Raw genomic sequence first — 26,415 nt, 5'->3', positions numbered from 1 at the left:
GCCGCCGCCGTGGCACGGCGAGGGTGGGCCGGGCGCGTGAGGCGCGGGGTGCCGGCATCCGACGGCACCGACGTTGGCGCCGCGGGGGAGTGGAGCGACCCCGAAGTGACATGAACGTATCAGCGGCTGAGGTTTCGTCAACGGATGCCAAGGAAGTTGTGTGCGAATCACCAACGGATGGGCGGCGAAGGCGCGTCCCGCTTGTCGGAGAGCGACAGACGCGAGCCAGGAACTCATGCGAAACCTCCGACTTGTACGCTGGTTCCGCCCCGCCGCGGGGCGCCGGATGAGGAGCATCATGACCGTCGCCATCGACACACTGCAGGCCGTCGAGACCGTCTTCGCGGAGCGGATCGCGACCGGCACCGCGCCGGGCGGGAGCTGGGCGGTCTTCGATCGCAGCGGCGTCGTCGCGAGCGGCGGCACCGGCGCCGCGTCGGTCGACGCGGGGCGCCCAGTGCCGGGCCCCGACACCCTGTTCCGCATCGCGAGCTGCACGAAGAGCTTCACGGCCGCGGCCCTGCTGCTGCTGCGCGATCGCGGACTGCTCGACCTCGACGCCACTGCGCGATCGCTCGTCCCCGAGTTCGCCCCCGAGGTGCCCGGCGGCATCGACGTCGATCCGACCGTGCGCATGCTCATGACGATGTCGGGTGGCCTGCCCACCGATGACCCCTGGGCCGATCGCGAGGAGTCGATGACGCGCGAGGAATTCAGTGCGACGCTCGCCGCGGGCATCCGCTGCGCCACGGTCCCAGGCACGGGCTTCGAGTACTCGAACCTCGGATACGCCGTGCTCGGCCAGATCGTCGAACGGGTCTCGGGCGTGGCGTTCATCGACTTCGTGACGCACGAACTCATCGAACCCCTCGGGCTCGACATGCGATTCGACCGGCCCGCCGACGCTGCGACGTCCGTCGCGACGGGCCATCGCCGGGTCGAGGACGACGGATGGCTCGGGCTCCCGCTCACCGGGCCGGGGGTCTTCTCGGCGATCGGCGGGCTGTTCGCCTCGGCGAGGAGCCTCGCGGCTTGGGGGAACTGGCTCGCGGAGGCGTCGACGGGTCTCGAGCGCGGCCCGCTCAGTGCGGCGAGCCGCCGCGAGATGCAGCAGCTCGTGCGTGTCGCACCGAAGCGCCACAGCCCGCCGGCCGTGCCCGGTGCGGTTCTGGCACCACCGCCAGTCGTGTACGGCTACGGGTTCGGCCTCTTCGTCGAGCTCGACGAGCGATTCGGTTCGATCGCCTCGCATTCGGGCGGGTACCCGGGCTTCAGCGCACACATGCGCTGGCACGCGGCATCCGGACTCGGCGTCGTCGCCTTCGAGAACGCGACGTACGCTCGCGTGTCGCAGGGTGCGGAGGTCGCGCTCGCGATCCTGCTCGACGCAGTGGATCGGCGAAGCCCGGTCACGCCGTCACCGGCGCCGTGGCCCGAGACACTCGAGGCATCCGTCGCGCTGAGCGCGATCGTGAACGAGTGGTCGGATGCCGCGGCGTCGGCCGTGCTCGCGACGAACGTGGGCCTCGATGTGCCGTACGCCGAGCGCCGAGCCGCGATCGAGGCTGCATGGGCGGCCGTCGGCGGACGCACGGCCGCGAGCCGAACGCCGATCGACACCCAGTGCGATTCGCCCGACCACCTGGTCTGGTTCCTGCCGGGCGCGACGGGCCGGCTCCGCGTCGAGGTGCGGATGACGCCGCTCGCCGCCACGCGCGCGCAGACCTTCCTCGTGAAGGTCGACGGCCCCGAAGCATCCGGCGCCTGAGCCTGCTTGCGCGAGGATCGTCAGAAGTCGAGCGTCTCGCCCGGCTCGAGCGGCACGTACTCGCCCCCGCCCTGCTCGGTCGCCCAGGCGAGCCGGGCGTTCGACAGCGCCTTGCCGGCGCGTGAGAGCACCATCTCGTGCGTCGGGAACGCTCGCCGGGGTGCGACCTCGACGACGTAGTCCATGGCCTCGCTGATCTTCATCCAGGGCGCCCCTGCGGGCGCCGCGAGCACTTCGACGGGCACCCCCGGCACCGTGAACGAGTCGCCACCGTAGTAGAGCGCGTCGTTCACGAGCACGCCGAGGTTGTCGATCACGGGGATGGAGGGGTGGATGACGGCGTGCCGGCCGCCGAAGAACCGCAACCGGAACGGGCCCACCGCGACGACGTCTCCCGACTGCACGGTCTCGACGGGGAAGTCGGCCGCCGCGGCGGCGACGCCCGCCGGACCGAAGATGCGCACGTCGGGGTTCGCCTCGCGGATGCGCGTCAGCTGCTCGGGAGTCCAGTGATCGTCGTGCTGGTGCGTGATCACGACGGCCACGGCGCCCGACGACTCGGTGATCGGCGTCGTGAACTTGCCGGGGTCGATGTAGAGCTTGTCGCCGGAGTCCTCGACGACGAGAGCGGCGTGTTCGAGTTTCGTGATGCGCATGCTTCGAGCCAACACCTCGGCCGCGGCGGCGCGCAAGGTCGCGGCCTGCCAGACTCGCTCCATGTCCACCACGCCACGGCGACTCATCGTCGCCATCAACCCCGCAGCCTCGTTCGGCCGCCGCCGCGCAGTCGGTCCAGCAGTCGCTGAACGGCTCACGCGCGAGGGGTACGAGGTGTCGGTGCTGCGGGAGGCCAATTTCGAACTGCTGCGCCGCGAGGTCGAGTCCGCGTTCTCGCTCGGCACCGACGGCCTGGTCGTCGTCGGGGGCGACGGCATGGTCTCGCTCGGCGTCAACCTGCTCGCCGGCATGGGCGTGCCGCTCGGCATCGTCGCAGCGGGCACCGGCAACGATCTCGCGCGCGGTCTCGGGCTGCCGTTCGAGGATCCGGCTGCGGCGACCGAGGCGCTCGTCGAGGCCCTCGGCAGGCCGCCGCGCGTGATCGACGCCGGGCTGGTCCGGCACGGTGAGCTCCGCACCTGGTTCGCGTCGGTCGTCTCGGCCGGGTTCGACGCCGTCGTCAACGAACGCGCGAACGGGATGACCCGCCCCAAGGGACCGAGCAGGTACACCCTCGCAATGGTGCGCGAGCTCATCACCTTCCGCCCCCGCAGTTACACGATCACGATCGACGGCGTGCGCCGCGAGCAGCGCGCCATGCTCGTCTCGGTGGCCAACAACTCGTCGATCGGCGGCGGCATGCGCATCGTGCCGCACGCCGACCTCTCGGACGGGCTGCTCGACGTCTTCATCGTGCACCCCCTCTCGCGTGCCCGCCTCGTCGCGGTCTTCCCGAAGGTATTCGCGGGTCGTCATGCCGACCATCCGGCGGTGGAGTTCCTCACGGGCCGCCAGGTGCGCATCGAGGCCGACGACATCGTCGCCTACGCCGACGGCGAGCGCATCGGCCAGCTTCCGGTCGACGTCGAGATCGTCCCTGGGGCGCTCTCGGTGTTCTGTTGAGCCGGTGTCGTCGGGCTGATGACCCCGAGCGGATGTCGCAGCGGCCTCGATTTTGCGGCGGCCCCGATGCTGTGTCATACTCTTCAAGTTGTCGATTCGGCCCCATCGTTTAGCGGCCTAGGACACCGCCCTCTCACGGCGGCAGCGCGGGTTCAAATCCCGCTGGGGTCACGTATGTGACATGCGACAACACAAGCAGAAAAGCCCTCGCATTTGCGAGGGCTTTTCTGCGTTTCAGGCGCAGGAGCCCTGTGCCGCGGGCTGCGGCCCCGCACGAACTGCGTCGGGGCGCGGCATCCGTCTCGATGCCGCGCCCCGATGTGTGGTTCAGCGGTGCGAGCCGGAGTCGACGGGCTCGAGCTTCGTGGGATCCGTGCCCAGGCCCGGGTGGGCGTCGGGGTATGCGACGGGGACTCCGTCGTGCACCTCGTGCGGTGCGACCTTGTGGTACGACATGCGGTCGATGAGCGCGAGCGCGAGCGCCGACAGGATGAACACCGAGTGGATGATGACCTGCCACATGACACCCTCGGAGCTGTAGCTCTGGCCGGTCTCGGTGCCCTTGGCCAGGCCGTCGGTCATGTCGCCGACCTCGATGAAGGTCTTCAGTAGGTGGATCGACGAGATGCCGATGATGGCCATCGCGAGCTTGACCTTCAGCACGTTCGCGTTGACGTGACTCAGCCACTCGGGCTGGTCGGGGTGGCCGTCGACGTTGATGCGCGAGACGAACGTCTCATACCCGCCGATGATCACCATGATGAGCAGGTTGGCGATCATCACGACGTCGATGAGGCCGAGCACGGCGAGCATGATGTCCGCCTCGTCGATCTTCTCGGGGTGTGCGATCACGCCTTCGGCGAGGTGCCACAGCTCGATCATGAAGACGACGACGTAGATCGCCTGGGCGAGGATGAGCCCGAGGTAGAGCGGCGCCTGCAACCAGCGGCTCGCGAAGATCGCGTAGCCGACGAGGGCCGAGCCCGGGGTCGTGCGGTACTGGCGGGCGGGGGGTGTCGAGCTCACAGGCACTCCTTCTCGTGGGGACCCCGATTCTATTGGCGGGCGTCGAACGGAACCTGTAGCGGGTGGCGCCTGGGCGCTGGCCGGGTTCGGCTAGACTCGCGAGAGCGAAGGGGAGTATCCCGCGAGGCCAGGCCTCGACCCACGATCGTCAGTACGAGCGCCATTGCCGCCGCTCCGGGCGTGGGACCTGCGAATCGGCAGGGGGAGAGACTTTCGGATTCCGTCGTCCCCGCACACTCCGAAAGGCAAACGTTGCTCGAACTCCCCATCTGGTTCGAAGTCGGATCCCTCGTCGTCCTGACGCTGATCCTCGTCGCCGACCTCCTGCTCGTCCTGAAGCGCCCGCACGTTCCGTCGATGAAGGAATCGACCCTCTGGGTCGTCTTCTACGTCGTGCTGGCCTTGATCTTCGCGGGCCTCATGTACTTCTTCGCGGGCGGCGAGTTCGCCGGGCAATTCCTCGCCGGCTGGCTGACGGAGTACAGCCTCTCGATCGACAACCTCTTCGTGTTCGTCATCATCATGGCGAAGTTCGCGGTGCCGAGGAAGCTGCAGCAGGAGGTGCTGATGGTGGGCATCATCATCGCGCTCGTGCTGCGCGGCATCTTCATCCTGCTCGGCGCCTCGCTCATCGAGAACTTCTCGTGGATCTTCTACATCTTCGGCGCCTGGCTCGTATGGACCGCGATCCAGCAGGTGCGAGGTCACGAGGACGACGAGGACAAGGACACGTTCATCGTGCGGATCCTGCGCCGCCGCGTCTCGATCACCGACGAGTACGACGGCGTCAAGCTCCGCACGGTCATCGACGGCAAGCGCTTCTTCACGCCGATGCTCATCGTCTTCATCGCGATCGGCACGACCGACCTGCTCTTCGCCCTCGACTCGATCCCGGCGATCTTCGGCATCACGCAGAGTCCGTTCATCGTGTTCACTGCGAACGTCTTCGCCCTCATGGGCCTCCGTCAGCTGTACTTCCTGCTCGGCGGACTCCTCGAGCGCCTCGAGTACCTCAAGTACGGCATCGCCTTCATCCTCGCGTTCATCGGCGTCAAGCTCGTGTTCCACGCCATGCACGTGAACGAGCTGCCGTTCATCAACAACGGCGAGCACATCGAGTGGGCGCCCGAGATCTCGACGTGGATGTCGCTCGGCGTGATCCTCGCGGCGATGGCGGTCGCGACCGTGGCGAGCCTCCTGAAGGCCCGGCACGACGCGAAGTCGCGCGGGCACAAGCTCATGGACGAGGTGCCGCACTTCACCGAGGACTCCCACTCCGACGGCAAGTGACCTCGATGGGGCCGTCCCGATCCACAGGCGTCATCGAGAGCGCCCCGGAGTTGCTAGCGTGGAGGCTCGGCGCCGGACGAATCGTCGCGGTCGCCACCCTTCCCGCTCGATCCGAGGAGAACCGTGTCAGGTGATGGCGAGGGCGTCGTCGCCCTGACGCGAGGAGCCGCGCTCATCGCGCACAGCGCGCGAACCGACGTGGGTCGTGTCCGCAGCGTGAACGAGGACTCGTTCCTCGCGGAGGCACCCGTCTATCTGGTGGCCGACGGCATGGGCGGTCACGCGCGTGGAGACGCCGCCAGCCAGGCCGTCATCGAGACGTTCTCCCGGCACCTCGAGTTCGGTGTCCCCTCGTCGCCCGAGCAGGTGCTCGACGCGATCCACAGCTCGAACGAGGCGGTGCGCTCGCTCAGCGAGGCCGGAGAAGAGGGCACCGCGGTCGCGGGAACGACGCTGTCGGGCATCGCCCTCGTCGATGCCGGCGACGGCGCGGGTTTCCACTGGATGGTCTTTAACATCGGCGACTCGCGGGTCTACGCCTGGGACGGCCGCACCCTCGAGCAGTTGAGCGTCGACCACTCCGCAGTGCAGGAGCTCGTCGACGCCGGCCTGATCCAGCCCGAGGAAGCCGAACGCCACCCCGAACGGAACGTGATCACTCGAGCGCTCGGTGCCGACGAGTTCGTCGATCCCGACGTCTGGCTGATCCCCGCGGCGGGCCGTCAGGTGTTCCTCGTGTGCAGCGACGGCCTCACCAAGGAGGTCGACGATCGCACGATCGCGCACATCCTCGCGGGCGACACGGGGCACGCGGCGGGGCTCGCCGGCGAACTGGTCGACCTCGCGCTCGCGCATGGCGGCCGCGACAACGTGACGGCGATCGTCGTCGAGTCCGTGCTCGGATCCGACGACGATGATGATGAGACGACGCGCGATCGGCGCGGACGACTGTCGAGAGCGGCCGAGGACACGCGGCCGCGTACCGGGGGAGGCGGAGATGGCGACGTACCGGCATGATTCCGAGGCGGCGTGGTTCGCGGCCGTTCGCGGCGGAGTGATCCTCGTCGTTCCCGCTGATGCGGCCGATCGGCTGGCCGCGCTCTGGCCCGAGCTCGCGACCGGGGACCCGACGTCCCTCGTGCTCGACCGGCTCACCGCCCAGGGGCTCGCGGCGACGCCATCGTTCGCACTCGTCGTGCGCGACGAGGAGGCCGGCACGGCGCGTGTCGTGGTACGCGGCCCCATCACCGTGCGCTCCGCGTCCGACGAGATCCACGACGCGGGCGTCTCCACCTGGGTCGAGCGCGTGCTCGACGGCGGCTCCTCGATCGAGGTCGTCGTCGATGGTGGTGCGGATGCCTCCGCGCCGCAGTTGCCCGTCGTCGAGGCCGTCGTGCCGCTGCGCTCGATCGTCTCCGACGGTGTCGAACCCGTCGCGCGCGTGCAGCTCGACGCGCCGTCGAACGCCGCGGCCCCGGCCAGCGAGGCCGCTCCCGTCGCCGCTCCCGTGCCGGTGGCTCCGCCCGCTCCTGCTCCCACGGCTGCTCCTGCTCCCGCGGCCGCTCCTGCTCCCGCGGCACCGGTCTCTCCGGCTCCTCCGGTGCCCGCGCCTGCGCGAGTGACGGCCCCGGTCGAACTGACGATGGTGCCCGATGAGGAGACGATCGCCGGCCCCTCGTCAGCATTCACGAACGGCCTGCCCGCCGGTCCGCCGACGGCGGCACCTGCGGCCGCTCCCGTCGACGGCGATCACGACGGGATGACCGTCGCGAGCATCGACATCAAGCGACTCCGCGAAGCGCGCGCAGCGCGTGCCTCGGCCGGAACGCCGGCCGAGGAGGCGCCGACGCTGCAGGCAGCCGAGCCCGTGGCGCAGGCGAGCATCAGGATGCCCGACGGCACGCTCGAGGCGATCGGCCACGAGGTCGTGCTCGGCCGCGCGCCGAGCGTGAGCAAGGTGTCCGGCGGCCGCATCCCGAGACTCATCACGATCGGCCTCGGCGATCCCGACATCTCGCGGAGCCACGTGCGACTCGCGCTCGAGGGCGACACCGTCGTCATCACCGACCTGCACTCCCGCAACGGCACCCACGTGGTGGCGCCCGGCAAGCCCCCCGTGAAGCTGCGATCCGGTGAGCCCACCCCGGTGCTCACCGGCACCGTCGTCGACCTCGGCGGTGGCTGGACCATCCAGGTGGTGGGCGGCTGATGCGCCGCGCCCCGTCGATTCCGCCGGAGCTGCCCGGATACGCGGCCCACGGGCTGCTCGGGTCGGGCGGGTTCGCCGACGTCTTCCTGTACGAGCAGAAGCTGCCCCGACGCAAGGTGGCGGTGAAGGTGCTGCTCGCCGAGGGGCTCGGCCGCGACACCAAGGCGCAGTTCGTCGCCGAGGCGAACCTGATGGCGCAACTGTCGGCGCATCCGTTCATCGTCACGATCTTCCATGCCGACGTCTCGGCCGACGGTCGCCCGTACTTCGTGATGGAGTACTGCTCCGGGCCGAGCCTCGCCGAGCGGTACAAGCGTCAACCGTTCTCGATCGAAGACGCGCTGCGCACCGGCGTGCGCCTCGCCGGCGCGATCGCGACCGCCCACGCCGCAGGCATCCTGCATCGCGACATCAAGCCGGCGAACGTGCTCACGAACGACTACGGCTGGCCTGCGCTCACAGATTTCGGCATCTCATCGAACCTCGAGGGCGAACTGCCGGTGCACACCGTGACGGCGAGCGAACTCGCCTCGGGCACCGCATCCGGCCCGTCAGCCGTCGGCATGAGCGTGCCGTGGTCGCCTCCCGAGATGTTCGAAGACGACCCGCGGCCCGACACCCGCAGCGACGTGTTCTCGCTCGCGGCGACCGTGCACACGCTCATCGCCGGGCGCACCCCGTTCGAGATCCCCGGCCGCTCGAACGGGTCGCTCGACCTCATCGGGCGCATCGAGCGCGGAGCCATCACGCCGATGGACCGTCCCGACGTACCGCGCAGCCTCGTCGCCGTGCTCGCGAAGGGCATGGCCAGCCGGCGCGACGACCGCTACCCGAGTGCCGTCGAGTTCGCTCGAGCGCTGCAGCGCGTCGAGCTCGAGCTCGGCTACGCGGCCACGAGCATCGAGGTTCCGAACCTCGCGAGCGCACGCGAGGAGGCGGAGCCCGACGACGACGATGCGACCCGCGCTCGGTCGGTGCGCACGGTCGACGCGCAGGCGCCTCGCGCCGTCCAGGCCGATGACGACGCCACTCGGGCACGTTCGCCGCAGCAGATCCAGGCGCAGGCACCCGCCGCGTCCGTCGTCGGCCCGGTCGACGACGGCACCGTCGTGCGCCGGCCCGCGGCGGTCGAGATGTCGGATGCCACGATCGTGCGTTCCCCCGGCGGCGGTGCGCCGTCGGTGGACGTGATGACCGCACCGGATTCGACGATCGTGCGCCCGGCACGACCTGGGGTGCACGGCGAGCCGGTCGCGGCGTCGCGTGCAGCCGAGACATCCGCACCTCGACGCAGCCGAGTCGGACTCGTCATCGGCATCGTCGCCGGTGCCGTCGTCGCCGCCGTGATCGGCATCGCGATCGCGATGTCCGGCACGTTGGCCGAGTCGCCCGCGGTCGAGACCGCGAAGCCCGGCGGCGAGAACGCCGTCGTCACGGGGGCGGTGCCGGCTCCCGTGGTCTCCACCGGCGTCGCGAGCGCCGACGGGTCGAGCGTCACGTTCGAGGTGTCCCACTCCGACCCTGAAGACGACGACCTCTACCGGTGGTGGCGGTCCGACGGCTCCGGCGAGAAGCAGGTGTCGAAGGGTCCGACGATCACCGTCGAGGGAACGTCCGCGGGCAACCGCACGTGCATCGAGGTGCAGGTGCAGCGCGGGAGCAAGGTGTCCGAGGCGAAGACGGGGTGCACGCCGTGAGGCCGCTCCGCGTCGAATACTGCGGTGAGTCGTACACCGTCGAGGTCGGCGAGCCGTTCACCATCGGTCGGGAGTCCGACCTCACGATCGACGACAACCCCTACCTGCACCGGACGTTCCTCACGCTGTCGTCGGAGTACGGGCTGTGGTGGCTCTCCAACGTCGGGCAGATCCTCTCCGCGACGATCTCCGACGCGACGGGCAGCGTGCAGGCGTGGCTCGCGCCGGGCGCGAAGCTCCCGCTCGTCTTCCAGACCGTGCACGTGATGTTCAGCGCCGGTGCGACGACCTACGACTTCACGGTGCACGCCGAAGAGGACTTCTACAACACCTCCCTCACCGCTGCCCCCACCGATGGCGGCACGACGATCCTGCCGGTGACGCTCACCTCCAGCCAGCGCCTGCTCGTGGTCTCGCTGGCCGAGAACGTCCTCGCGCAGCCGGCCGGCGGGCGGGCGCTCGTGCCGAGCTCGGCCGAGGCCGCGGCCCGTCTGGGCTGGAGCATGACGACCTTCAACCGCAAGCTCGACAACGTCTGCGAGAAGCTCGACCGCATCGGCGTCGACGGTCTGCGCGGCGGCCGGGGCAAGCTGGCGACGAACCGTCGCGCTCGACTCGTGGAGTACGCGGTCGCGACACGCCTCGTGAGCATCGACGACCTGCCGTTGCTCGACGCGGCGACCGAGTGAGGCGCTTCCCGTCGTTCCGGGCGCGCAGGGGTCTCGCGTCGGTGGTCGTGCTGTCGCTCATGGCGGTGGGCGGGGTCACGGTCGCGGCCCTGCACCGCGGATTCCCCGTCACGGACCCCGACCTGCGGGCCCGCGAGGTCTGGGTCACCAATGGCGACGATCTCCTCGCCGGCAGGCTCAACCGGCAGATCGAGGAACTCGATGCGGCCGTCGCCACCCAGTCGAACAGCACCGACGTGCTCCAAGACGGCGCCGACGTCTTCCTCTACGATCGCGACGCCGGCTCGATCGAGCGCATCGACCCTGCCTTCACCACGCTGACGGAGCGCGTCGAGGTGCCGATCGGCTCGCGAGTGGCGTACGGCGGCGAGGTGCTCGCGGTGCTGTCGCCGCGTGGCGAGGTCTGGACGATCCCCGCCGGCGGCGAGCTGTCATTCGACGCCGGCGCGACGAAGCCGGTACTCGAGGTGGGGGCCGATGCCGAGCTCGCGGTCGGAGTCGACGGCGCGACCTTCGTGTCGGAGCCCGGTGCGCGCGAGTTGCACCGGCTCGACGGCGACGGGGGCGCGACGCTCTCCACAGAGCTGCCGGAGCTCGGTGCGCATCAGTTGGCCGTGGTCGGCGAGCACGCCGTCATCCTCGACACCGACCGCGACGTGCTGCTCGTCGACGGGCGCGAGATCGAGCTGCCGGGTGATGGCCTGCGCTTGCAGCAGTCCGGAGCGGGGCACGAGTCGGCGTACGTCGCGGGTGCCGCTTCGCTGTTCGAGGTGCCGTTGGCCGGAGGGACGGTGCGAGAGTTCGACGCGGATGCCGCGGCGTCGGCGCCTGCTCAGTCGGGCGACGAGGTCGCCGCACCCGTGTTCGTCGACGGGTGCGTGCACGCGGCGTGGGCGAACTCGGCGTCCTACCTCTCGCTGTGCGATGCGTCGAAGCCGCTGCAGTCGCGGATCGAGCCATCGACGCTCGGCGCCCGACTCGAATTCCGCGTGAATCGCGACGTGGTCGCACTGAACGACCTGACCTCGGGCAACGCGTGGCTCGTCGATGCGAACCTCCGGCTCGTGGACAACTGGGAGGAGGTCACGCCGCCCGAGGAGTCCGATGAGCTCGAGGGCGACGAGAAGAGCGCCCAGCAGGTGTTCGAGGACACGCTCGCGGAACGGACCGAATCCAATCGTCCGCCGACGGCGCGCGACGACGAACTCGGCGTGCGGCCCGACCGCACGACGTTGCTCGAGGTGCTCCAGAACGACACCGATCCCGACGGCGACGTGCTCACGATCGGTTCTGTGTCCGACGTCGCGGCGTCCCTCGGGAGGCTGGAGGTGATCGACGACGGCCGCGCGCTCCAGTTCACGCCCGCCGCCGACGCAGCAGGAACGGTGTCGTTCCGCTACGCCGTCGACGATGGGCGCTCGGGCGTCGCCGAGGCGGCGGTGAACGTCCGGATCGTCCCGATCGGCGAGAACACGGCGCCTTCGGCGGCGCGGGAAGCAGCCGTCGGCGTCGAACAGGGCCAGCAGATCGGCTACAACGTCCTGGCCGACTGGACCGATCCCGACGGCGACGACGTGTTCCTCGTGAACGCATCGCCCACTGGCGGCGACGCCGTGCGGTTCAGTCCCGACGGGCACGTCGCCTTCGAGCATCGGAGCGGCGAGCTCGGGCTGAAGGAGGTCGCGTACACGGTCTCCGACGGCCAGACGTCGGCTGCCGGCACGCTGACGGTCGACGTGCAGGCCGTCGGAGCGCTCAACCCCGTCGGCACGCCGGACTTCGCGCAGGGTTTCGCCGGCGAGCCCGTCATGCTCGAGCCGCTGGTGAACGACCTCAGCCCGTCGGGGGCACCGCTGGCCCTGCTCGGCCTCGAGGAGACCCCTGGTGCGCTCACCGCCACGACCGATCTCGAGCGGGGGACGATCGCGTTCTCGTCACCCGAGCCGGGCGACTTCACCGTGCTCTACGACCTCGGCGCAGGGGCATCCGTCAGCGTCGGCCTCATCCGCGTGCGCATCGTCGAGCGACCGGCGGAGGACCCGCCGCCCATCGCCGTCGTCGATATCGCCTACCTGCGACCGGGGGAGCCGACCACCGTACCGGTGCTGGCGAACGACGTCTCCCCGTCGGGCCGGGTGCTCGCGGTGCAGTCCGTCGACACCGCCGGGATCGACGGCCTCGTCTCGGTCGAGGTGCTGACGAACACCGCCCTGCGGATCACCGCGACCGAGGCGCTCGATCGCCAGTTGCAACTGCGGTACACCATCTCCGACGGCACCGGCGTCTCGAGTGCCACGGTGACTATCGTTCCCGTGCCGCCGCTCGTGAAGCACCAGCCGCCCGTCGCGCTCGACGACGTCGTGAAGGTTCGCGCCGGCGACATCGCGACGGTGGCGGTCCTCGAGAACGACTACCACCCGGATGCCGCGGCGATGCATGTGCTGCCGGAGCTGGCCTCGCCCGTGCTCGGCGGCGGCGTCGCCTTCGTCGACCGCTCGCGTGTGCGGTTCCAGGCCCCCGACGAACCGGGGACCTACACCGCGGTGTACACGGTCGCCGACGACTTCGAGCAGACGGCTCGCGCGAGCATCGGCTTCACCGTCGTCGCACGCGACGACGGCGGCAACACGGCGCCGACGTTGCCGCCCCTCACCTCGCGCACGTTCGCCGGCTCCGCGGTAACGATCGACATCCCGCTCGACGGGCTCGACCCCGATGGCGACTCGCTCGCGCTGACGGGAGTGCTCGGCGGGGCGATGCTCGGGCGGGTCGCCGGCCAGACGAGCACGTCGATCACCTACGAGGCGTTCGCCGGCTCCAGCGGTACCGACACGATCACCTACGAGGTGCACGACGCGCTCGGCGAACGGGCGACCGGTTCGATCCGGATCGGCGTGATCCCACCGCCCGAGACCTCGCCGCCGCCGAACGCGGTCGACGACGCGATCGAGATGAGGCCGGGTCGCCGTGCATCGGTCGAGGTGCTCCTGAACGACTCCGATCCGAGCGGGCGCGCCCTCAGCGTGGTCGACCTGCCGCAGGTCGACGACGCCATCGAGGCCGAGATCCGCGATCGCCGTCGCGTGGTCGTCACGGCTCCCGACCGGGAGGGCGCGTTCACGCTTCGCTACGAGGTGTCCAACGGCCGGGGCGGGGCCGATACCGCGTTCGTGCAGATCCTCGTCAAGCGCGATGCCGTGATCCTGCCGCCGACCGCGTCCGACCAGGTGATCGAGCCGACCGAGGTCGTGGGCGACGAGGCGGTGCTGGTCGACCCCCTGCGCGATGCCTCGAATCCGGGCGGCCTCGTCGACGAGCTCGCGGTGCGAGTCGAGGGACCGAACGCCGATCGCGCCACGGTGCTCGACAACGGCAGCATCGAGGTGCGGCCGAGCTCGCGCCGATTCGCGGTCGCGTTCCGGCTGACGAATGAGCTCGACGAACTCGATGCCATGGCGTTCATCGTGGTTCCTGCAGCCGGTGAGGATGCCGCGGACCCGTACCTCGCCGATCTCGGCCGCATCGTCGTACCCATGAACGGGCGGATTTCGTGGGAGATCCCGGACATCGTCATCGCACCGTCGGGTCGTCCGGCGCGCGCCCTGAGCGCGACGAGCACGAATTGGGCGGAGCCGTCGTTCGTCGACGAGCAGACGCTGCAGTACGTGCCGAAGCGCGACTACCGGGGCGAGGCGTCGGTCACCTTCGAGGTCACCGATCGGGCCGACGCGAGATCCGGTGATCGACGCAGCGTGTTCCTCACCATCCCGGTGTTCGTCGGTGACCCCGAGTTCGCCGACACGCCACCCGTGTTCACACCGCGAGCCGAGACCATCGAGGCCGGCGAGGCGCCGCTTTCGCTCGATCTGCGGTCATCGACCTCCCACCCGAACCCGGAGATGCTCGCGCGGGTCGACTACACGAACCTCCGAGGGGCCACGGCCGACATCGCGGCGACGGCGGCCGGCGGCATCCTGACCGTCTCGGCTCCGCTCGGCGTCCCGACGGGAACGACGACGCGACTCTCGTTCGACGTCGTGCTCGGCGAGTTCACGGTGCCCGGCCACGTCGACGTCACGGTCGTGTCGTCGACCCGCGCGAAGCCCCAGGCGCTCGACGACGGGCCGTTCGAGATGCTGCGAAGCGACTCGGCGACCTTCGACGTGCTCGCCAACGACGTCAATCCGTTCCCCGGCACTGCACTGCGGGTCATCGGCGCGGAGATCGACCAGACCGACGTCGGGTCGAGCGCAGCGGTGTCGCACACGGCGACGGGGATCACGGTACGGACCGGTGCCTCGTTCACGGGAACGCTCAGCGTGATCTACCGCGTCCAGGATGCCACGAAGGATGCCGCGCGCGAGACGCAGGGCCGGGTCATGGTGACGGTTCGCGACCGGCCCGACGTGCCGAAGGCGCCCCTCATCGTCTCGGAGCAGAACGGGTCGGTGAGCGTCCGATGGTCGGCTCCACCCGACAACAACTCGGCGATCTCGGGATATCGCCTCTCGTGGAACGGCGGCAGCGCCGACTTCGCCGCCGACGCCGCAGGGATTGCGCACACCATCTCGGGACTCGCGAACGGCACGGCCTATCGGTTCCAGGTCGAGGCGACGAACGGCATCGGCACGTCAGGCGCCTCGCCGTCGAGTGCCTCCGGAACGCCGTTCGGCCTGCCGGGAGCGCCTGCGAGCGCGAACCTCGTCGCCTCGGCTTCAGGAGACGCGCGACTCTCGCTCAGTTGGGCGCCTCCGTCCGACAACGGCGGTCGCGGCATCACGCGATACGAATGGACGTTCGAGGGCACACCGGGGGGATCGGGCACGGCGACCGGTACGGCGGCGACGGCCACCGGCGCGAACGGGGCGGGCTCTCGATACTTCGTCGCGGCGTGCAACGTCGCCGGCTGCGGCCCCCGCGCCATGTCGGGCACGGCGACGCCGACCGCGCCGTGGGTGCCGGCCAACGGCACCACGGTGACGCAGAGCACCTGCCCGGAACCCGACTCGACGTACACGAACCCGCCGACGAACGCCGAGCGGGGGTGCACGATGAACTCCGCCGGCATGATCCCGGCCGGCACGGTCATCGACGCCGTCTGCCGGTCGCAGCGCTGGGGCGAGAGCTACTTCTACATGGCGCAGGCGAGCGGCGTCTACAACGGATGGTTCGTGCTCGCCGCGCATACGAACCGTGGCGCACGCACCGTGCCGGATTGCTGAGCACCGACCCTTCGCCTCGGTGCCGCGCACGGTGCCGAGCGGGGAGTCCTCCCCATGTCGACGTTCGCGGCCCGCGTGTTACCGTGTACGCCGGTGCGGGGGTCTGGCTCGGCTCCGATCCGGGGTCGAGCAGAGCAGAGGTGTGACGAGTGGGTGCCTTCACGTCGTGGGTGCGCGGGCGGAAGGTCGCAGCCTCCACCGTCGCGATCACGCTCCTCGCGGGTGTTCCGCTGACGTTCGCGGTGCTCCACCAGGGCTTCCCCGTCACGGATGTCGACCTGGCCGCACGCGAGGTGTGGGTGACCAATGGCAAGGAACTGCTGGCGGGTCGTCTCAACCGCCAGATCGAGGAGCTCGATGCCGCGGTGAACACGGCGTCGAACGCGTTCGACGTGCTGCAGGACGGCGAGGACGTCTTCCTCTACGACGAGAGCCTCGGCTCGATCGAGCGCATCGACCCCGCCTTCACGACCCTCGGCCAGGGTGTCGCGGCCCCTCCGGGTTCCGAGGTCGCCCATGGCGGCGAGACGCTCGCGATCCTCTCGCCGAAGGGTGAGCTCTGGGTCACGAGTGCGGCCGGTGAGCTGCAGCTGAATCCGGCCGACACCGAGCCGACCGTGAGCCTCGGCGCGGGTTCGCACCTGGCGGTGTCGAAAGCCGGCGTGGTCTTCGCGAGTTCCGCAGCAGACGACGAACTCGTGACGATCGCGTTGCCGGGCGCCGAGCCCGAGGTCAGCGCGCTGCCCGCGTTCGGCGAGCACCAGCTCTCGGTCGTCGGCGACGAGCCGGTGGTGCTGGACACCGAGGAGAACGCCGTCATCATCGACGGCGCCGCGAGGGAACTCGACGAGCGGGCGCTCAAGATCCAGCAGGTCGGCGCTGAGAACGATTCAGTGCTGCTCGCGACGGGTGACTCGCTGCTCCAGGTGCCGCTCGCCGGCGGCGACGTGAAGGTCATCGACGCCGACGTCGATGCGCCGGCCGCGGCCGGCGAGGTCGCGAGCCCGGTCTGGCTCGACGGATGCGCGCACGGCGCGTGGGCCTCGGTCGGCCGATACCTCAATGCGTGCGACGGCGTGGAGCCCTCGCTGCAGACGATCGATCAGGTCACGAAGGGTTCGCGACTCGAGTTCCGGGTGAATCGCAGCGTCATCGCCCTGAACAACCTGTCGAACGGCGACGTCTGGCTCGTCGACTCGAACCTCCGGCTCGTCGACAACTGGGACGAAGTGACGCCGCCCGACGAGAGCGACGCCGAAGAGGGTGACGAGAAGGCTTCGAAGCAGACCTTCGAGGACACCCTGGCGGAACGAAGTGAGACCAACCGGCCGCCGACCGCTCGCGATGATGCACTGGGCGTCCGCCCTGAGCGCACGACGCTCCTCGAGGTCCTCGAGAACGACACCGATCCCGACGGCGACGTGCTCACCGTGACGAATGTCAGCGAGATCGCCGAGCAGTCCGGCCGCCTCGAACTGATCGACGGCGGCCGCGCACTGCAGTTCACCCCGGCTTTCGGCGCGTCCGGAACGGTCTCGTTCCAGTACACCGCCGACGATGGTCGTCTTGGCGTCGCTCAGGCCAGCGTCGACCTGACCATCCGACCGACGGCCGAGAACTCGGCGCCGGTCGCGGTGCGTGACGGCGCCATCAGCGTCGAGCTGGGCAAGTCGATGGGCTACAACGTGCTCAGCGACTGGCTCGACCCCGACGGCGACGATGTCTTCCTCGTGAGCGCGTCGCCGACGAGCGGCGACTCGGTGCGGTTCGCGCCCGACGGCTTCGTCACCTTCGAACACAAGACGGGCGAGCTCGGCACGAAGGAGGTGCAGTTCGTCGTCTCCGACGGCATGGTCACCTCGACCGGCATCCTCACCGTCGAGGTCACGGAGCCGGGAGCGCTGAACCCGGTCGGCACGCCCGACTTCGCCGAGGTCTTCGTCGGCGAGACCACGCTGATCCAGCCTCTCGTCAACGACCTCAGCCCATCCGGCGAGCCGCTGGCGCTGCTCGGCGTCGAGGATGCGCCGAGCAGCGCATCCGTGACGCCGAACCTCGAACGCGGCGCGATCACCTTCACGTCCGATCAGGTCGGCAGCCACATCTTCCTCTACAACCTCGGCGCGGGTGCCGCGACGAGCGTCGGGCTCATCCGGGTCGACGTGAAAGAGGTGCCGGGGGAGTCGCCGCCGCCGATCGCGGTGAAGGACACCGCCTATCTGCGTCCCGGTGAGCCGACGACGCTCTCGGTGCTCGCCAACGACGTGTCCCCGAGCGGGCGCGTGCTCGCAGTGCAGACGGTCGACACCGAGGCATCCGGCGACCTGCTCTCGGTCGAGGTGCTGAACAACACGGTGACCCGCATCACGGCGTCGGAGGCGATCACCGAGCAGTTGCAGTTCGCGTACACGGTCTCCGACGGCCTCGCCAGTTCGACGAGCACCGTCACGGTGGTGCCCGTGCCGCCGCTCGTGAAGCATCAGCCACCGGTCGCGGTCGATGACGCGGTGACGGTGCGCGCCGGCGACATCGCGACGGCGTCCGTCCTCGAGAACGACTACCACCCGGATGCTGCGCCGCTCACGCTCGATCGCGAGCTCGTGGACGTCTCGGCCGCCGGTGGGCTCGTGTTCGTCGCCGACGACACGGTGCGGTATCAGGCGCCGCAGGAGCCCGGCGTGTACACCGTCGCCTACCGAGTGCTCGACGACTTCGAGCAGACGGCGACCGCGACGGTGCGCTTCACGGTCGTCGGCCCCGACGCGAAGTCGAACCGGCCACCGCTGCCCCTGCCGCTCACCTCGCGCACCTTCGAGGGCACGGCGGTGGAGATCGACGTGCCGCTCGACGGCATCGATCCCGACGGCGACTCCGTCACGCTCGTCGGCATCACGACCCCGCCATCCCTCGGTCGCGTCATCGAGAACGGCAGCACGAGCCTCAGCTACGAGGCGTTCGCAGGATCCGCCGGCACGGAATCGTTCACGTACGAGGTCGCCGACACGGCCGGCAAGACGGCCACGGGCACCATCCGCATCGGCGTCATCCCGCGACCCACCGAGGCGCTTCCCCCGAACGCCGTCGACGACGTCGTCGAGCTTCGCCCCGGTCGCCGGGCGGCGATCGACGTGCTCGCGAACGACTCCGACCCGAGCGGTTACCCCATCAAGGTGCAGAAGAAACTGCCCGAGGTCGGCGAAGGCCTCACCGCGAGCGTGAAGAACAACCGCGTGCTCGTCGAGGCTCCCGACTTCGAGGGCGGCAATTCGGTCCGCTACGAGATCACGAACGGGCATGGCGGCGCCGACGGCGCGTTCATCCAGGTGCTCGTCGCGAAGGACGCGAAGATCGAGCCGCCGACGGCGCACGACCAGGTGATCGAGCCGAAGCAGGTCGCCGACGAGAACTCCGTCACGGTGGACCCGCTCAAGGACGCGCAGAATCCCGGCGGGCTCGTCGAGGACCTCGTGGTCTCGGTCGAGGGACCGAACGCGGACAATGCCGAGGTGATGACCGACGGCACCCTGAAGGTGCGGCCCACCTCGAAGCGCCAGGCGATCGCCTATCGACTCACGAACGAGGTCGACGAGCTCACGGCGATGGCGTTCGTCATCGTGCCGCCGAAGGTCGACCCCGACGAGGCGGAGAAGAAGGATGACGAGGAAGAGGAGAAGACCTTCCCCCCGCCGTACCTCGCTGAACTCGGTCCGCAGATCGTGCGCATGAACGGCACGATCTCGTGGAACGTCGGCGACATCGTGATCGTGCCGTCGGGCAAGCCTGCCCGCATCCTCTCCGCGACGGCATCGAACAGCGACGGGTCGTCACCGATGACGGATGCGTCGACGCTCACGTTCAAGCCGGCGAAGGACTTCCGCGGTCAGGCGACGGTGACCTTCGAGGTGACCGACGGCGAGAGCGCGGATGATCCGAAGGGGAAGAAGGCGTTCCTGACGATCCCCGTCACGGTCGGCGACCCGAACTTCGAGGACGCGCCGCCCACCTTCACCCCGCGCAGCATCAAGCTCGAGGCGGGGGAGAAGCCGCAGACGGTCGATCTCCGCCAGTCGAGCGGGCACCCGAGCGACAAGGTGCTGCAGGAGCTCACGTACAACGGACTCGAGGGGCAGAACGCCGACTTCACGGCGAGCATCAGCGGGTCGAACCTGACGGTCGGCGCACCCCTCGGCGTGCAGCCGGGCTCGACGACGACGCTCACGTTCACGGTCGACTACAAGGAGTTCTCGGTTCCCGGGTCGATCGAGGTCGAGGTCGTGACCTCGTCGCGGCCGGAGGCGCAGGCGCGTAACGACGGGCCGGTCGAGATGCTGCGCTCGCAGACGAAGAAGATCAACGTGCTCGCCAACGACATCAACCCGTTCGCTGCCGAAGGCACGCCGCTTCGCATCATCGAGGCGGAGATCGATCAGCAATCGGTGGGTTCGGCCGCGAGCGTCAGCTTCACGGCGACCGACATCTCCGTGACGACCGGGCCGACGTTCACGGGCACTCTGAGCGTCGTGTATCGCGTGCAGGACGGCACGAAGGATCCGACCCGTGAGGTCGCCGGTCGGGCCACCGTCATCGTGCGTGCTCCGCCCGATGCGCCGGGCAAGCCGACGGCGACCGTTGGCGACCAGTCGGCGACCGTGCGTTGGAACGCTCCCGCGAGCAACAACGATCCCATCACGGGGTACACCGTCAGCTGGGCCGGCGGAAGCGACTCGTTCGGTGCATCGGCTGCCGGCAGCGCGCAGACCATCACCGGCCTCTCGAACGGCACGAGCTACAAGTTCACCGTGACGGCGACGAACGACACCGGCACTTCGCAGGCCTCGGCCGCGAGCGATCCGGTCATCCCGTTCGGCAAGCCCAGCGCTCCGCCGTGGGCGGACCTCTGGGCCTCGAGCGACGGTTCCGGCGAGATCAGGCTGACGTGGGGCGCTGCGTCGGCCAACGGCAGCCCGATCACCTCGTACAACTGGCAGTTCGTGCTGAACAGCACGAAGTCGGGCTCGACGTCGGGGCTGAGCGCGCCGGGAAACGCCGGCATCGGGTATGCGCACAACTTCAAGGTCCAGGCCTGCAACGCAGGCGGTTGCGGCGAGTGGACGCTCTCCGACACGGCGACCGCCACGCAACCGGCACCCAAGGTGACGTTGTCCCGGGGCACCCCCCAAAGCGGCGGCTTCTACTACAACGTCGATGTCGAGTGGTTCCCGCCGAACACGACCCAGACGCTCCAGACGTACTGCAACGGTCCCTTCCGCACGATGACGATGTCGATCGGTGCCGACGGCAGGGGCTCCTTCCGTGGGAGTTGGGCTGCGTCGAGCGGCTACTGCGGGTGGTCGGACGCCTACGTGACAGTGGGCGGCCATGAGAGCAATCACGTGGACTTCAGGGGATAGGGCGTACAGCAGGCGAGCGATTGCGTGGGGAGTCCTCCCCATGCCGCGGCGCCCAGTGATCGTGTTAGCGTGTACCCCGGTGTGGGGGTTCGGCTTCGACGCCATGTCGAGCTTCGAATCGCGATCAGGGGAGTGACGAGTGGGTGCCTTCACGTCGTGGGTGCGCGCGCGAAAGGTCGCAGCCTCCACCGTCGCGATCACGCTCCTCGCCGGGGTTCCGCTGACCTTCGCGGTGCTCCATCAGGGCTTCCCCGTCACGGATGTCGACCTCGCCGCACGCGAGGTGTGGGTGACCAACGGCAAGGAACTGCTGGCGGGTCGTCTCAACCGGCAGATCGAGGAGCTCGACGCCGCCGTGAACACCGCCTCGAACGCGTTCGACGTGCTGCAGGACGGCGAAGACGTCTTCCTCTATGACAAGAGCCTCGGCTCGATCGAGCGCATCGACCCCGCCTTCACGACCCTCGGTCAGGGTGTCGCTGCCCCTCCCGGTTCCGAGGTCGCCCACGGCGGCGAGACGCTCGCAATCCTGTCGCCGAAGGGGGAACTCTGGGTCACGAGTGCTGCCGGAGAGCTGCAGCTGAACCCGGCCGACACCGAGCCGATCTCGCAGCTCGGCTCGGACTCCCGCGTCGCGGTGTCGAAGGAGGGGGTGGTCTACGCCACGTCCCCCGAACATGACGAGCTCGTGAAGATCGCCGAGCCCGGTGCCGAGCCCGAGGCGAGCGCGCTGCCCGCGATCGGCGAGCACCAGCTCTCCGTCGTCGGCGACGAGCCCGTCATCCTCGACACGAAGCAGAACGCGGTCATCATCGACGGCGCCGCGAGGGAACTCGACGAGCGGGCGCTCAAGATCCAGCAGGTCGGCGCTGAGAACGATTCAGTGCTGCTCGCGACGGGTGACTCGCTGCTCCAAGTGCCGCTCGCCGGCGGCGACGTGAACGTCATCGACGCCGACATCGACGCACCCGCCGATTCGGCAGCGGTCGCGAGCCCCGTCTGGCTCGACGGGTGCGCGCACGGGGCGTGGGCGGGCGTCGGTCGATACGTCAGCGCGTGCGACGGGCAGAAGCCCGAGGTGCAGTCGATCGATCAGGTCACGACGGGCTCACGACTCGAGTTCCGGGTCAATCGCAGCGTCATCGCGCTCAACAACCTGACGAACGGCAACGTCTGGCTCGTCGACGCGAACATGCGACTCGTCGACAACTGGGACGAGGTCACTCCGCCCGAGGAGAGCGACGCGGAAGAGGGCGAGGAGAAGGCCTCGCAGCAGACGTTCGAAGACACCCTCGCCGAGCGCAGCGAGACGAACCGGCCGCCGACCGCGCGCGACGACACGTTCGGGGTGCGGCCCGGCCGCACCACCGTGCTCGAGATCCTCGAGAACGACACCGACCCCGACGGCGACGTGCTCACCGCGACGAACATCAGCGAGATCGCCGAGCAGTCGGGCCGTCTCGAGGTCATCGACGGCGGGCGCGCCCTGCAGTTCACTCCTTCGCCGGATGCCGCGGGGACCGTCTCGTTCCAGTACACCGCCGACGACGGCAGGTTGGGCGTGGCTCAGGCCCACGTCGACCTCACCATCCGGCCGACGGCCGAGAACAACGCCCCGGTCGCGATCCGGTCTGGCGCGATCAGCGTCGAGCAGGGCAAGTCGATGGGCTACAACGTGCTCGCCGACTGGGTCGACCCCGACGGCGATGACGTCTTCCTCGTGAGCGCCTCGCCGACGAGCGGCGACTCGGTGCGGTTCGCACCCGACGGCTACGTCACGTTCGAGCACAAGACCGGCGAGCTCGGCACGAAGGAGGTGCAGTACGTCGTCTCCGACGGCACACTCACGACTGCCGGGGTGCTCACGGTCGACGTCAAGGAGCCCGGGGCCCTGAACCCGGTCGGCACGCCCGACTTCGCCGAGGTGTTCGCCGGCGAGACCACGCTGATCCAACCTCTCGTGAACGACCTGACTCCGTCAGGCGAGCCGTTGGCGCTGCTCGGCGTCGAGAACGCCTCCACCTCCGCGACGATCACGCCGAACCTCGACCGCGGGGCGATCGCCTTCTCCTCCGACCAGGTCGGCACCCACATCTTCATCTACAACCTCGGCGCCGGTGCGGCGACGAGCGTGGGGCTCGTCCGGGTCGATGTGAAGGACCCTCCCGGGGAGTCGCCGCCGCCGATCGCAGTGAAGGACACGGCATACCTTCGGCCAGGGGAGCCGACGACGCTCGCGCTGCTCACCAATGACGTCTCGCCGAGCGGGCGCGTGCTCGCGGTGCAGACGGTCGACACCGAGGCATCCGGCGACCTGCTCTCGGTCGAGGTGCTGAACAACACCGTGGCGCGCATCACGGCGTCCGAGGCGATCACCCAGCAGTTGCAGTTCGAGTACACCGTCTCCGACGGCATCGCGAGTTCGACGAGCACGGTCACCGTCGTGCCCGTGCCGCCGCTCGTCAAGCACCAGCCGCCGGTCGCGACCGATGACGCGGTGACCGTGCGCGCCGGCGACATCGTCACCGTGCCGGTGCTCGAGAACGACTACCACCCCGATGCCGCGCCGCTCACGCTCGATTCCGAGCTCGTGGACGTCAGCGGAGCCGGCGGCCTCGTCTTCACCGCCGACGACACCGTGCGCTATCAGGCGCCGAGTGAACCCGGCGTCTACACGGCCACCTACAAGATCTTCGACGACTACGAGCAGTCCGCCTCTGCCGTCGTGCGCTTCACGGTCGTCGGTCCCGACGCGAAGGGCAACCGCGCGCCGTTGCCGCTGCCACTGACCTCCCGCACGTTCGAGGGCACCGCGGTCAAGATCGACGTGCCGCTCGACGGCATCGATCCCGATGGCGACTCGGTGACGCTCGTCGGCATCACCACGCCGCCCTCGCTCGGCAAGATCGTCGACATCGGCAGCACCCACATCAGCTACGAGGCCTACGCGGGGTCGGCCGGCACCGAGTCCTTCACGTACGAGGTGGCCGACACCGCCGGCAAATCGGCGACCGGCACGATCCGCATCGGCGTGATCCCGCGCCCCACCGAGGCGCTGCCGCCGAACGCGGTCGACGATGTCGTCGAACTGCGGCCGGGTCGCCGGGCCGCGATCGACGTGCTCGCGAACGACTCCGACCCGAGCGGCTACCCGATCAAGGTGCAGAAGAAGCTGCCCGAGGTGGGCGAAGGGCTTACGGCGAGCGTGAAGAACAACCGCGTGCTCGTCGAGGCACCCGACGCCGAGGGCGGCAACTCGGTGCGCTACGAGATCACGAACGGCCACGGCGGCGCCGATGGCGCATTCATCCAGGTGCTCGTGACCGAAGACGCGAAGATCGAGCCGCCGACCGCGCGCGACCAGGTGATCGAGCCCAAGCAAGTGGCCGACAAGAGCACCGTGACGGTCGACCCGCTGAAGGACGCCCAGAACCCCGGTGGGCTCGTCGAGGACCTCGTGGTAACGGTCGAGGGGCCGAACTCCGAGAACGCCGAGGTCATGACCGACGGCACCGTCAAGGTCAAGCCGACCTCGAAGCGACAGGCGATCGCCTACCGGCTCACGAACGAGGTCGACGAGCTCACGGCGATGGCGTTCGTCATCGTGCCGCCGAGTACCGATCCCGACGATGCGGAGAAGAAGGAGGAGGAAGAGACCTTCCCCCCGCCATATCTCGCCGAGCTCGGTCCGCAGATCGTCCGGATGAACGGCACGATCTCGTGGAGCGTGGGCGACATCGTGATCGTGCCGTCCGGCAAGCCCGCACGCATCCTCTCCGCGACGTCGACGAACGGCGACGGCTCGTCGCCGATGACCGACGCCTCCACGCTGACCTACAAGCCGGCCAAGGACTTCCGCGGCCAATCCGCGGTGACCTTCGAGGTCACCGACGGCGAGAGCGCGAGCGATCCGAAGGGCCGCAAGGCGTTCCTGACGATCCCCGTCACCGTCGGCGACCCGAACTTCGAGGACGTGCCGCCGACCTTCACTCCTCGCACGATGAAGATCGAGGCAGGCGAGGCTCCCCAGGAGATCGACCTGCGGCAGTCGAGCGGGCACCCGAGCGACAAGGTGCTGCAGGAGCTCTCGTACAACGGGCTCAGCGGTCAGAGCGCTGACTTCTCCGCCGGCATCAGCGGTTCGATGCTCACAGTGAGCTCGCCGCTCGGCGTGCAGCCCGGCACGAAGACCACGTTGACCTTCACCGTCGACTACAAGGAGTTCTCGGTGCCCGGCTCGATCGACGTCGAGGTCGTGAGCTCCTCCCGGCCTAAGGCCGTGCCGCGGGACGACGGGCCGATCGAGATGCTGCGCAGCCAGTCGAAGACGATCGACGTGCTCGCCAACGACCTCAACCCCTTCGAGGCCGAGGGAACCCCGCTCCGAGTCATCGACGCGCAGATCGATCAGGCCTCGGTCGGCAGTTCGGCGAGCGTGACGTTCACCTCGACGGGCATCACTGCGAAGACCGGCCCGACGTTCACCGGCACGCTGAGTATCGTCTATCGCGTGCAGGACGGCACCAAGGATCCGGCTCGCGAGGTGCAGGGCCGCGTGACGGTGATCGTGCGCGCCGCGCCGGACGCGCCCGCCGCGCCGTCGGCATCCGCCGGGGATGCCTCAGCCGTGGTGACCTGGCGGGCTCCAGCGTCGAACAATTCCCCGATCACCGGGTACCTGGTGAAGTGGGCCGGGGGTGAGAAGCCCTTCGGCGCAGGCGCAGCAGGAACGCCCCAGACGATCACCGGCCTGACCAACGGCCAGGGATACGCCTTCACCGTGATCGCGACGAACGACATCGGCAGCACCTCGTCGGCACCGAGCCCGACCGTTACGCCCTACGGCACGCCGAGCGCGCCCAGGAACGTCACGATCCGAGCGGGCGGGGATGCACCGACGACCCTCTCGATCGACTGGAACGCACCATCCGTCACGGGCGGCGGCGCCATCCGCTATGAATGGCGACTGAACAACGGCAACTGGCAGAACACGAACGCGACGTCTGCCTCGTCAGGCGGCGCCGGTGCCGGCACCTGGACCGTCGACGTGAGGGCGGTCAACAACGGCAGCGGCAAGCCCGGCCCGATCGCGAGCGATTCCGTGGTCGTCAACGACCCGCCGCCCCCGCAGCCCTCGGGCTCGATCGGCAAGGGTGCGAGCATGGGATGCCAGTCGGGCGGCGGCGGATGCGCCGAGGTGCGCATCACGTGGGCCAACATGGACCCGGGAACCTACAGGGTCTTCGCGACCATCAGCGGCGGTGCCTGCTGCGGCTACCAGCAGACCATCGACATCGGTGCGAGCGGCCGACTGCAGCTCCAGAACCACCTCGGCATCCGACAGGCAGGCGAGACGATCGCCGTGCGATTCGAGAACGTCAGCGGCGGCACGTCGCGAACGCTGGGCGGAATCAGCGGAAGCCAGTGGAACAACATCAGGTACGACACGTGGTGACCGCAAGCACCCGGCAGCGCCCGCAATC

Annotated in this window: 12 protein-coding genes and 1 tRNA gene; 11 read left to right on the top strand and 2 right to left on the bottom strand. The window is 69.4% G+C overall.

Features of this window, described 5'->3' with window-relative positions:
• Positions 1-298 precede the first annotated feature (298 nt).
• A complete protein-coding gene (locus ESP57_RS03765) occupies positions 299-1,768 on the top strand; it encodes a serine hydrolase domain-containing protein (RefSeq protein WP_165877359.1) in 1,470 nt (489 codons plus the stop codon).
• A gap of 20 nt (positions 1,769-1,788) precedes the next feature.
• On the opposite strand, the gene ESP57_RS03760 is transcribed toward ESP57_RS03765, so the two are convergent.
• On the bottom strand, positions 1,789-2,424 hold the full coding sequence (locus ESP57_RS03760; RefSeq protein WP_129230585.1) for an MBL fold metallo-hydrolase: 636 nt from the start codon (positions 2,422-2,424) through the stop codon (positions 1,789-1,791).
• A gap of 61 nt (positions 2,425-2,485) precedes the next feature.
• On the opposite strand from ESP57_RS03760, the gene ESP57_RS03755 reads away from it, so the two are divergent.
• Both ESP57_RS03755 and ESP57_RS03750 read left to right on the top strand, forming a co-directional pair.
• Positions 2,486-3,388 (top strand): diacylglycerol/lipid kinase family protein, encoded by a 903-nt coding sequence (locus ESP57_RS03755; protein WP_129230584.1) that lies wholly within the window; start codon positions 2,486-2,488, stop codon positions 3,386-3,388.
• A gap of 98 nt (positions 3,389-3,486) precedes the next feature.
• A tRNA-Glu gene (locus ESP57_RS03750) sits at positions 3,487-3,559 on the top strand.
• A 156-nt stretch (positions 3,560-3,715) separates the two neighbouring features.
• On the opposite strand, the gene ESP57_RS03745 is transcribed toward ESP57_RS03750, so the two are convergent.
• A complete protein-coding gene (locus ESP57_RS03745) occupies positions 3,716-4,414 on the bottom strand; it encodes a TIGR00645 family protein (protein WP_129230583.1) in 699 nt (232 codons plus the stop codon).
• A gap of 252 nt (positions 4,415-4,666) precedes the next feature.
• Here ESP57_RS03745 and ESP57_RS03740 point away from each other — a divergent pair, with 252 nt between their 5' ends.
• The 8 genes from ESP57_RS03740 to ESP57_RS03705 all read left to right on the top strand — a co-directional run bounded on the left by ESP57_RS03740 (position 4,667) and on the right by ESP57_RS03705 (position 26,387).
• Positions 4,667-5,704: a TerC family protein gene (locus ESP57_RS03740; protein WP_129230582.1), complete on the top strand. Its 1,038-nt coding sequence runs from the start codon at positions 4,667-4,669 to the stop codon at positions 5,702-5,704.
• A gap of 123 nt (positions 5,705-5,827) precedes the next feature.
• Entirely contained in the window at positions 5,828-6,721 is an 894-nt protein-coding gene (locus ESP57_RS03735) for a PP2C family protein-serine/threonine phosphatase (protein WP_235507696.1), read from the top strand.
• Complete coding sequence (locus ESP57_RS03730; RefSeq protein WP_129230581.1) at positions 6,702-7,913, top strand: FHA domain-containing protein; 1,212 nt, start codon at positions 6,702-6,704, stop codon at positions 7,911-7,913. Before ESP57_RS03735 ends, ESP57_RS03730 begins: the two co-directional genes overlap by 20 nt.
• On the top strand, positions 7,913-9,610 hold the full coding sequence (locus ESP57_RS03725) for a serine/threonine-protein kinase (protein ID WP_129230580.1): 1,698 nt from the start codon (positions 7,913-7,915) through the stop codon (positions 9,608-9,610). Before ESP57_RS03730 ends, ESP57_RS03725 begins: the two co-directional genes overlap by 1 nt.
• Positions 9,598-10,299 (top strand): hypothetical protein, encoded by a 702-nt coding sequence (locus ESP57_RS03720; RefSeq protein WP_056009756.1) that lies wholly within the window; start codon positions 9,598-9,600, stop codon positions 10,297-10,299. The genes ESP57_RS03725 and ESP57_RS03720 overlap by 13 nt, the downstream gene beginning before the upstream one ends.
• Positions 10,296-15,521 carry an Ig-like domain-containing protein gene (locus ESP57_RS03715; protein ID WP_129230579.1) on the top strand — a complete coding sequence of 1,742 codons (5,226 nt, stop codon included), beginning with the start codon at positions 10,296-10,298 and terminating at the stop codon, positions 15,519-15,521. The genes ESP57_RS03720 and ESP57_RS03715 overlap by 4 nt, the downstream gene beginning before the upstream one ends.
• 149 nt (positions 15,522-15,670) lie before the next feature.
• Positions 15,671-20,932, top strand: coding sequence for an Ig-like domain-containing protein (locus ESP57_RS03710; protein ID WP_129230578.1), 5,262 nt, complete (start codon positions 15,671-15,673; stop codon positions 20,930-20,932).
• A 139-nt stretch (positions 20,933-21,071) separates the two neighbouring features.
• Positions 21,072-26,387, top strand: a complete 5,316-nt coding sequence (locus ESP57_RS03705) for an Ig-like domain-containing protein (RefSeq protein ID WP_129230577.1) — start codon at positions 21,072-21,074, stop codon at positions 26,385-26,387.
• Positions 26,388-26,415: the final 28 nt, after the last annotated feature.

Origin of the sequence: Agromyces fucosus (assembly GCF_004134865.1) — a bacterium.
Lineage (GTDB): Bacteria > Actinomycetota > Actinomycetes > Actinomycetales > Microbacteriaceae > Agromyces > Agromyces fucosus.
The sequence above is the reverse complement of the archived record's forward strand: the minus strand, read 5'-3'. Positions and strand labels throughout refer to the sequence as shown.